Consider the following 9,382-nt stretch of genomic DNA (forward strand, 5'->3'; position numbering starts at 1 on the left):
GTCCACAGAGAGGGACGCAAAGGTGCCAAAGGCCGAGTCTAACGGGGGTGAGGTGGGGGAACGCGCCCGTGGGGCCTCGTCGGCGTTACTGCAGGTACGCCGGGGTGCTCACGGGCAGCATAAATCGGAACTCGGCGCCGCCGCCGGGGGCGCGGCCGACCGTGATGGAGCCGCCGTGGGCCTCGACGATGCCCTTGACGATGTACAGCCCGAGGCCCGTGCCGCCGCGCTTGCTGCCCCGCCAGAAGCGGGTGAAGACGCGGTTCATGGACTCCTCCGGGATGCCGGGCCCCTCGTCGCTCACCGTGACCGACGTGGCCGTGTTCTGGTCGGCGTCCTCTTCACGCGGGGACAGCGCGGCCGTGACCTCTATGGTGACGGTTCCCTCGCCGTGGCGCACCGCGTTTTCCAGCAGGTTGCTGAGCACCTGGTCGACCTTGTCGGGATCCGCCCACAGTGCCGGCAGCGGATGCTCTATCCGGAGCAGGAACCGGTCGGCGGGCTGGCCCGCGGCCACGTACGCCTGGATGTGCCGTCCGACGGCAGCGCCCATGTCGACGGGCTGGCGGCGCAGTTCGAGCCGTCCGGAGTCGATGCGCGAGATGTCGAGCAGCTCGGCGATGAGCCGGGTGACGCGGTTGGCGTCGGCGTCGACCGTCTCCAGCATCAGTTTCTTCTGGTCGTCGGTGAACCGTTCCCACTTCGCGAGCAGGGTCGCGGTGAAGCCCTTGACGGAAGTCAGCGGCGAGCGCAGTTCGTGGGCGACGATGGCGATCAGTTCGGCGTGGTTGCGCTCGGTGCGGCGGCGGGCCTCGGTGTCACGCAGGGAGACGACGACCCGGCGGACGGGTCCGGTGGGATGTGTACGGAGGTAACGCGCCGAGACGAGTACTTCGCGTCCGCCGGGCAGCAGCAGGTTCCGCTCGGGCTGGCCGTTCCTGATCGCGAGCCCGCCGTACGGGTCGGTGAGCTGCCACCAGCGGCGCCCTTCCAGGTCTTCTAACGGAAGGGCGCGTTCGAGCCGCAGGCCGAGGGCGTCGGCGGCGGTGACGGCGGTGATGCGCTGGGCGGCCGCGTTGAAGCAGATCACCCGGCCGTGCTCGTCGGCGACGACGAGTCCGTCGGGCAGGTCGTCGGGGTCGATGCCCAGCTCGGCTCCAAGTCCGGCGCCGAGTCCGTCTCCGGGCCCGGCGGGATCACCGTGCGGGGAGGCGGGTTCGCTCCGCAATTCCCATGCCCCCAGTGTTCCGCTCGTGCCGACAGTCATCCCCGAACCCCACCTCTCGGACTGGCGCAGTGGGCCCCCGAGCCCGTCACCCTACTAGCTCTCGGTGACGGAGCGGCACCCTCCGGAGGCGCGCTGTGCACGGGCGGACGCGTAGAGACATACGGCGGCGGCGGTCGCCAGGTTCAGGCTTTCCGCCTTTCCGTGGATCGGAACGCGCACGACGGCGTCGGTCAGCGCGCGCGTCTCCTCCGGGAGCCCCCAGGCCTCGTTCCCGAACACCCAGGCGGTGGGCCCGCCCATGGTCCCCTTGTCCAGCTCGTCGTCGAGGTCGTCGGGGCCCGCGCCGTCGGCGGCCAGAATCCGTACGCCGGCCACCTTGAGCCCGGCCACGGCCTCCTCGACGGGCACCCCGACCGCCACCGGCAGATGGAACAGGGAGCCCACGGAGGCGCGTACGGCCTTCGGGTTGTACAGATCCACGGAGGCGTCGGTGAGGACGACCGCCTCGGCGCCGGCGGCGTCCGCGCACCGCAGTACGGTTCCGGCGTTGCCGGGGTCGCGCACGTTCGCGAGGACGGCGACGAGCCGGGGCCGCGCCTTGAGGATGTCCTCGAAGGGGGTGTCGAGGAACCGGCAGATCCCGACGAGTCCCTGCGGGGTGACGGTGGTGGAGATGTCGGCGATGACGTCCTCGTCGGCGAGGTGCACCCGGGCTCCGGCGGCGCGGGCCTCCCCGATGATGTCGGCGTACCGCTCCGCGGCGTCGACCGTCGCGAACAGCTCGACCAGGGTGTCCGCGTGCCCGGCCGCCTCCCGCACAGCCTGCGGCCCCTCCGCGAGGAACAGCCGGTCCTTGCTACGGAAGTTCCGCCTGGCGAGGCGCCGCGCGGCGGAGACGCGGGGCGAGCGCGGGGAGATCAACTCGGGGACCGCGGGCATGGGGCACCTTTTCGAGGGTTTGGTTCGCTGTCGGGTGCGGGTGGGTGGGGGCTGGTCGCGCAGTTCCCCGCGCCCTGAAAAGCAGGGGCTGCGCCCCATGCCTTTCGGCCCGCAGGGGCCGTGTCTTTTAGGGGCGCGGGGAACTGCGCGACCAGCCCCCACCTACCCGCACCCGACAACGCACCCAAAAAACGCCCGGACCCGCAGGCGCCAAGCACCTGCGGGTCCGGATCACATCACACGCGGCTCAGGCCAGCGCGAGCGTCACGCAGCCTTGGGCGCGTTGACGTCCGACGGCAGGGCCTTCTGCGCGACCTCGACGAGCGCGGCGAACGCGGGGGCGTCGTTGACGGCGAGCTCCGCGAGGATCTTACGGTCCACCTCGATGTTGGCGGCGTTCAGACCCTGGATGAGGCGGTTGTACGTCATGCCGTTCTGGCGGGCAGCGGCGTTGATGCGCTGGATCCACAGCCGACGGAAGTCGCCCTTGCGCTTCTTGCGGTCGTTGTAGTTGTAGACCAGGGAGTGGGTGACCTGCTCCTTGGCCTTGCGGTACAGGCGCGAGCGCTGACCGCGGTAACCCTTGGCGGCCTCGAGGATCGCCCGGCGCTTCTTGTGGGCGTTTACTGCCCGCTTGACGCGTGCCACTTTTAACTCCTTGCAGCGGGGCCGTGGGTGTCGTCACACGGCCCGATTTCGATGGGGTCCCGGTCTTCAGACGTACTTACGGCGCACAGACGCCGGTACGTCACTTGCCGAGAAGCTTCTTGATCTTCTTGGCGTCGCCCGGGGCCATCTCGGCGGTGCCGGTGAGGCGGCGCGTCACGCGGGACGACTTGTGCTCGAGCAGGTGGCGCTTGCCGGCACGCTCGCGGAGCACCTTGCCGGAGCCGGTGATCTTGAAGCGCTTGCTGGCACCGCTGTGCGACTTGTTCTTCGGCATAGCGCCGTTCTCTCCTCGTCAGTGGCGTTCCGGTGCCCGGTCGTGAAACCGGGCACGGTGGAACGTCATATGTATGGGTTGGCATCCCCGGGCGTGAGCCCCGGGATCACACCTCGGCGGATGCCGGGGCCGGGGCCTCGGCGGTCTCCTCGGCGATGTCCACGTCGTCGTCGGTGTCCACGTCGTCGGCGAGGTCCTCGTCGACAGCGAGGTCCTCGTCGATTCCGTCGACTCCGTCGCTCTCCGCGGCGTTCTGCGACTTGCCCGGGTTGGCCTTCGCTTCCGCCTTGCGGACCGCCTGGGCCTCACGGGCCTCGGCCATCGCTTCGGTCTTCTTCTTGTGCGGACCGAGAACCATGATCATGTTTCGGCCGTCCTGCTTCGGGTTCGACTCGATGAACCCGAGGTCCTCGACGTCCGAGGCGAGCCGCTGCAGCAGTCGGTAGCCCAGCTCGGGCCGGGACTGCTCGCGACCACGGAACATGATCGTGATCTTGACCTTGTCGCCCTGCTTGAGGAACCGGACGACGTGACCCTTTTTGGTGTCGTAGTCGTGCGGGTCGATCTTCGGCCGGAGCTTCATTTCCTTGATGACCGTGTGCGCCTGGTTCTTGCGCGCCTCACGGGCCTTCATGGCCGACTCGTACTTGAACTTCCCGTAGTCCATGAGCTTGCAGACCGGCGGGCGCGCACTCGCCGCCACCTCGACCAGGTCGAGGTCGTACTCCTGCGCAAGCTCCAGGGCTTTGGCAAGCGGAACAATCCCGACCTGCTCGCCGCTGGGACCGACAAGTCGCACTTCGGGAACGCGAATCCGGTCGTTGATACGGGGTTCAGTGCTGATGGATCCTCCTCGGTAGCACCACACGGCGGTCTGGCGGACAGCCGTGTATGTCTCTGATGACATTGGGACCAACTACCGGGGCACATGAAAAATGCCCCGACGGGACACAGGCGGGGCTCCAAAGGCATACCGGAGCACCGCCGCGGTCAACCGCGGGGCGCACATCGGGCGACTCCATCGTCCGTACGGAACGATGGTGGCCGCCTGACCGGGTGACCCGCCATCCGTGAGGACGGTCGGGTGGGAGATCGGAGCCTCCACTTGTGGGCCGGGCACGCAAGTGCCCAGCCGGTCGTTACAAAAGGTTAGCACCAAGTAGGAGGTGGTGCTAACCGTCGGGCAGACGGGCTCCCGCGCGACCGCCCGCGCAAAGGGGCCGGAACCCCGGGGCCTATCGTGTGGGTCATGAGTGAGACCCCTCCCCAGAGTGCTTCCCGGACCGCCGACTTCGACGCCATGACCCGCGACATCGCCGAGGTCCCGGCGGTCGAGGTGATCGTGACGGTCGCCGTGAACCTGATGAGCGCCGCCGCCGTGAAGCTCGGTCTGACCGACGAGGGCGACAAGTACAAGGACCTGGACGAGGCCCGCAAGCTGGTGCACGCCCTCGCCGGTCTGCTCGACGCGAGCACGACGGAGATCAGCTCCTTCCACGCGGCCCCGCTGCGCGACGGCCTGAAGTCGCTCCAGCTCGCCTTCCGCGAGGCGTCCCTCGTGCCGGACGACCCGGGCCAGGGCCCCGGCGAGAAGTACACGGGCCCGATCTACGGCTAGGGAGCCGGTCAGGAACGCACGTAGAGGGGCTCGCCGGGTGGCGTCGCTCCGGCCGGCAGGAGCGCCAGGTCGAGGCCGCGCACCAGACGGGCCCTGAGCGTTTCGTCGGCGGCGAGGCGACCGGCGACAGCCCGGGCGGCCTCGGCCGGGGCCGCTCCCGGGTCCAGTACGAGCGCGAGGGTGCCGTCGGCCTGCCCCGGGCCCAGGTGGGCGCGGGCCACGGCGGGCTCGGCGGCCACGGCGGCCCGTACGGCGTCGACCACCGCGGGATCGGCGAGCGGGTCCGCCGTCGTACGCCCCTCGGCGAGCGCGAGCAGCGCGGAACCGGTCAGCTCGTAGGACACGGGTCCGGCCAGGTCGAGGACGATCGTGTCCGCCTTCTCGTGCGCGGCGGCTCGGATGGCCTGGTGCAGGGGTACGGCGATGGGGCGTGCGGCCGGGTCCCAGCGGGCGAGCGAGTCGGTGGACGTGAAGGCCGGCAGGGCGGTCCGGCCGCCGGCCTTGAGGGTCGGTACCGCCATGTCGCTGGTCTTCTCGTGGCGGAGCCCGTTCTCGTCCTCTTCCACCTCCCCGAGTACGGCGACGACGGGGACGAGCAGCCGGGCGCCCTTCAGGGCCTCCAGGACCGGTCGCACCGCGGTGCGGTCCTCGGCCCAGGCCGCCAGTGCGGCGCTCAGCCGGGGGTCGGCGCTGCCGTCGTCGTCGGGGAAGCCGGAGTCGGGAATGTTCTTGTTCGCCACGGTGACCGACCCTATCGGGGGATCGCTCCTGGACTTTCGCCACCCCGGAAACCCGCCGTTCACCGGATTCACGGGATTCTCAGTCAGCGCTGACACACATCTAACATTCGCCTAATCAACCGCACAGTCAGGGCCGCCAGCATCACGACATGGCCTCTGAGAGAGCTCCCCGCCGTCGGTCGCTCGTCTACACCGTCCTCGCCTCCGCGATCGTCATGGGCGGTACGGGCGTGGGCACCGCGTATGTGAAGGCACACGCTCACACGGACGTGGACCGCGTAACGTCGGCGGCGGCAGCGGCGCCCGTCCGGGCCGAAGCGAGCGAGGAGGCGTCGGTGGAACCGGTCGCGGAGCCCACGGTGGAAGCGACTCCCACAGTGGAACCGGACACTCTGCTGTCCGCGGCGATGAAGCCGGTGACCGCGGCGGCCGAGGACGGGGCCGAGGTGTCCGTGGCCGTGCTCGACGTCGAGTCGGGCGACAGCGCCACGTACGGGGACGGGACGTTCGACACGGCGAGCATCGTCAAGGTGGACATCCTGGCGACGCTGCTGCTCCAGGCGCAGGACGAGGACCGGAGCCTCACCGCGCAGGAGAAGCTGTACGCCACCTCGATGATCGAGGTCAGCGACAACGCCTCGGCGTCGGCACTGTGGACGGCGATCGGCAAGGCCAAGGGTCTCGCCGCCGCGAACAAGCGCTTCGGGCTGACGGACACCGCGGGCGGCGCCGGCATGCTGTGGGGCCTGACCCAGACCACGGCGGCCGATCAACTCACCCTGCTCCAGCAGGTGTTCGCGAAGAACGGGAACAATGGAGACAGCGGGGAGGCGTCGGAGCTCAGCGCGGCGTCCCGGACGTATCTCCAGGGACTGATGGGCTCCATAGCCGAGGACCAGGACTGGGGAGTGTCGGCCGCGGGTGCCACGAGTACCACCGATCGTCAGTTCGCCCTGAAGAACGGGTGGTTGCCGCGTACCGCGACCGGGCTGTGGGACATCAACAGCATCGGGCGGGTGACGACGGCGGACGGGCGGGAGTTCCTGGTCGCGGTGGTGTCGAACGGCAACACGACCAAGGCGAAGGGGATTTCGCTGGTGGAGTCGGCGGCGCGGGCGGCGGTTTCGACGTTCGCCGTGAAGTCCGGTACCGCTGACGAGTCCTGACGGGCGGTCAGGTCGGGTCAGGTCACGCCCGGGAAAACACTCAGAAGCTGTCGCCGTACGAGTCGTACGCATCGTGGGTGGAGTGGTCGGCCGTCCTGCGGCGACCGCGCCACAGCGGCACCGCCGCGACCAGGAGCACGACACCGAGGCCGCCGGCGACGGGTCCGGCCCAGTTGAAGCTGTCGTCCTCCTCGGGAACCGGGTCCGGGCCCGCACCGAAGTACTCCTTGCCGTACGCGGTCGACCTCAGCCCTTCCGGCTTGAGCTTGGCCGCCGCCTTGATGGCCGCCGCGGGGTCGATGAAGCCGAAGCCGCGGGAGTCGTCCCGGCCGCCGTTCGGGGCGTTGCGGGCCGTGTCCTCCAGGAGCTTCTTGATCTGGGCCGGGGTGAGTCCGGGATGGGCGGCCTTGATGAGGGCGACCGCGCCGGAGACGAACGCGGCGGCGGCGCTCGTGCCCCAGCCCTCGTAGTAGCGGTGGTCGGGGGCCGCGATGACGACGTTGACGCCGGGGGCGCTGACCGTGGCGTACCAGCGGCGGGTGGAGAAGGAGGCGCGGGTGCCGTACTTGTCGACGGCGGTCGCGGCGATGACGCCCGGGTAGGCGGCCGGGTAGGAGATGTGGTCGCCCTTCTCGCCGCCGTTGCCGGCCGAGGCGACGACGACGACGCCCTTCTCCAGGGCGTACTGGACGGCCTCGTCCTCGGCGGGCTCGGGATGCGCGGACTTGGAGTCGTCGCCGAGGGAGAGGTTGATGACGTCGGCGCCCTGGTCGGCGGCCCAGCGGATGCCTTCGGCGAGGGCGTTGCCGCGGGTGTTGCGGGCCTTGGCGCGGGCCGAGTCGGCGTCTTCGAGGATCACGCGGATGGGCAGGATCCTGGCCTGGGGAGCGATGCCCAGGACGCCGTCCTCGTTTTCGTAGCCGTGGCCGTGACCGGCGATGATGCCGGCCATGGCGGTGCCGTGCTTGGCCCAGGACGCGTCGCCCTGGCTCGCCCCGAAGCCGACCATGTCCTTGCCTTCGAGGACGTTGCCGACGAGGTCGGGGTGGTCGGCCTCGACGCCGGTGTCGAGCACGGCGACCGTGATGCCCTTGCCCTTGGTCGTCCGCCAGGCCTCCTGCGTGTGCATGGCGTCCAGCGCCCACTGCTGGGCCCGGATGCTGTCGGCGTACGCGCTGGTGGCGGGCAGAAGGGTGAGGGAACCGGCGAGGAGGAGGACGAGGAGCCCGCTTCGGGCTGTGCGGGTGCGGGTCATGACGGCAGCTTCGCGGCCGAGCCGACGGTCTTCCGCAGGGCCCGTTCGACGCGGTCGGCCAGGCCCTGCGCCTCGTGGCCGAGGCCCGCCTGGGCGAGGGCCGTGGTGGCGCCGGACGTCATGGCCTCCTCGGCGGGCTGCGGGGCGTCGACGGTGCGGCCGTCGGCCCAGCCGGAGACGGCGTAGGCGACGACGGGAGCGTCGGTGAGGACGGAGATGGTCCAGGAGGCGCGCTGGGCGTCCGTGAAGTCGTCGGCGACGGTGTTCTTCGCGGCGTAGGGGCGGGGCATCAGGTCGGTGCGGCGGTCGAGGTTCTCGTTGTTGAAGCGGGTGCGCAGGGCGCGCATCGTGGTGGCGTCGGCCTTGGTGAAGAGGAGGCCGACGGTGGTGACGTAGCTCTGCGTCTCGTCGGTGTAGGTGGCGCGCAGGAGACGCTGGCAGCCGACCGGCGCGAGGGCTTTGCGCAGCAGCGGGTCGAAGGCGTCGGCGCAGCCGGTGTCCGGGGCGACGGCGATCCGGGTCCAGGTCCGGTCGGCGCCGCCGGGGCCGGCTCCGTCGCCCTCGATGGTGGGCGGGAAGAGCTGGTCCACGGGGACGCTGTGCCAGAGCGTCCCGGCCGCGGTGAACGCGGTGCTCGCACCGGCGTCCCCCGTTTCGTCGCCGGTCAGCCAACTCCCGGTCAGTGCACCGCCGATGAGCCCGAGCCCGAGCACGGCACAGGCGACGGCCAGCAGCGCCCGACCACTGAAGGAGCGGGCTCTCGTCCCACCGACGTAGACATCGGGTTGCCCGAGCGAGACGACCGGCCGCCCGGAACCGACGGGCCCGGTGTCGCCGTAGGAGGCGCTCCAGGAGAGGGCGGGGTCGGGCATGCCGGGGGCGGGGGGCCCGCTCGCGGTTCGGGGAGGGTCGACGGGCGCCGCAGGCATACCGGCGGCACCCGGCACCTTGGGCGAATCGGCCAGCGGCGGGTTCGGGCGACCGGACGGAGTGCTCGCCGGACGCGAGGGACCGACGGGTGCCGGGGGCGTCTCGGTGGTGCCCGGGCGGCCGTTCGGTGCCGGAGTCGCGTCCGGGAGATACGGGCGGCCGACGGGAGCGGAGGGAGCGTTCGCCGGACGCGGCCGTTCGGCGGGTGCCGGCGGCGTCTCGGCGGTGCCCGGACGGCTGCCCGGCACCTTGGGCGGGGGGCCCGCCGACGTGTTCGACAGGTACGGGCGGCCGGACGGGTTGTTCGCGGGACGCGGAGGGTCGGCGGGCGCCGACGGTGTCTCGGCGGTGCCCGGGCGGCCGTTCGGCGGCTGGGGCGAGTCGGTCACCGGCGGGTTCGGGAGATAGGGGCGGCCGGAGGGCGCGTTCGCGGGACGCGAAGGGCCCGCGGGCGCCAGCGGTGTCTCGGCGGTGCCCGGGCGGCCGTTCGGCGGCTGGGACGAGCCCAGGCGGTACGGGCGGCCGATGGGGGCCAGGGGCTGGTCCGGGGTGGGCGGTCCGGT

10 protein-coding genes are annotated in these 9,382 nt (G+C 71.1%); 2 read left to right on the forward strand and 8 right to left on the reverse strand.

Annotation, left to right across the window (positions count from 1 at the left end; translation table 11 throughout):
• Positions 1 to 85: 85 nt before the first annotated feature.
• The 5 genes from G3I71_RS15910 to infC all read right to left on the reverse strand — a co-directional run bounded on the left by G3I71_RS15910 (position 86) and on the right by infC (position 3,978).
• A complete protein-coding gene (locus tag G3I71_RS15910; RefSeq protein ID WP_164315216.1) occupies positions 86 to 1,267 on the reverse strand; it encodes an ATP-binding protein in 1,182 nt (393 codons plus the stop codon).
• A 54-nt stretch (positions 1,268 to 1,321) separates the two neighbouring features.
• On the reverse strand, positions 1,322 to 2,167 hold the full coding sequence (locus tag G3I71_RS15915; RefSeq protein ID WP_164315218.1) for an RNA methyltransferase: 846 nt from the start codon (positions 2,165 to 2,167) through the stop codon (positions 1,322 to 1,324).
• Between the two features lie 264 nt (positions 2,168 to 2,431).
• A complete protein-coding gene (gene rplT, locus G3I71_RS15920) occupies positions 2,432 to 2,815 on the reverse strand; it encodes a 50S ribosomal protein L20 (RefSeq protein WP_164315220.1) in 384 nt (127 codons plus the stop codon).
• A 100-nt stretch (positions 2,816 to 2,915) separates the two neighbouring features.
• Positions 2,916 to 3,110 (reverse strand): 50S ribosomal protein L35, encoded by a 195-nt coding sequence (rpmI, locus tag G3I71_RS15925; protein WP_073499621.1) that lies wholly within the window; start codon positions 3,108 to 3,110, stop codon positions 2,916 to 2,918.
• 106 nt (positions 3,111 to 3,216) lie between these two features.
• Positions 3,217 to 3,978 carry a translation initiation factor IF-3 gene (infC, locus tag G3I71_RS15930; RefSeq protein WP_343242968.1) on the reverse strand — a complete coding sequence of 254 codons (762 nt, stop codon included), beginning with the start codon at positions 3,976 to 3,978 and terminating at the stop codon, positions 3,217 to 3,219.
• A gap of 381 nt (positions 3,979 to 4,359) precedes the next feature.
• Between infC and G3I71_RS15940 the strand changes: the two genes are divergently transcribed.
• The gene (locus G3I71_RS15940; RefSeq protein ID WP_164315224.1) at positions 4,360 to 4,728 is read left to right on the forward strand and encodes a DUF1844 domain-containing protein; all 369 of its coding nucleotides are present in this window, start codon (positions 4,360 to 4,362) and stop codon (positions 4,726 to 4,728) included.
• 8 nt (positions 4,729 to 4,736) lie between these two features.
• On the opposite strand, the gene G3I71_RS15945 is transcribed toward G3I71_RS15940, so the two are convergent.
• Positions 4,737 to 5,468: an SseB family protein gene (locus tag G3I71_RS15945; protein WP_164315225.1), complete on the reverse strand. Its 732-nt coding sequence runs from the start codon at positions 5,466 to 5,468 to the stop codon at positions 4,737 to 4,739.
• Between the two features lie 149 nt (positions 5,469 to 5,617).
• Here G3I71_RS15945 and G3I71_RS15950 point away from each other — a divergent pair, with 149 nt between their 5' ends.
• Positions 5,618 to 6,634, forward strand: a complete 1,017-nt coding sequence (locus G3I71_RS15950; protein WP_164315227.1) for a serine hydrolase — start codon at positions 5,618 to 5,620, stop codon at positions 6,632 to 6,634.
• 40 nt (positions 6,635 to 6,674) lie between these two features.
• Here G3I71_RS15950 and mycP read toward each other — a convergent pair whose 3' ends face one another.
• Together mycP and G3I71_RS51110 are read right to left on the reverse strand one after the other, a co-directional pair.
• Positions 6,675 to 7,889 (reverse strand): type VII secretion-associated serine protease mycosin, encoded by a 1,215-nt coding sequence (mycP, locus tag G3I71_RS15955; protein ID WP_164315229.1) that lies wholly within the window; start codon positions 7,887 to 7,889, stop codon positions 6,675 to 6,677.
• A partial coding sequence (locus G3I71_RS51110) for a hypothetical protein (protein WP_343242966.1) occupies positions 7,886 to 9,382 on the reverse strand: 1,497 nt, incomplete at its 5' end. The genes mycP and G3I71_RS51110, both read right to left, overlap by 4 nt.

It is taken from the genome of Streptomyces sp. SID12501 (assembly GCF_010550245.1).
Classification (GTDB): Bacteria; Actinomycetota; Actinomycetes; order Streptomycetales; family Streptomycetaceae; genus Streptomyces.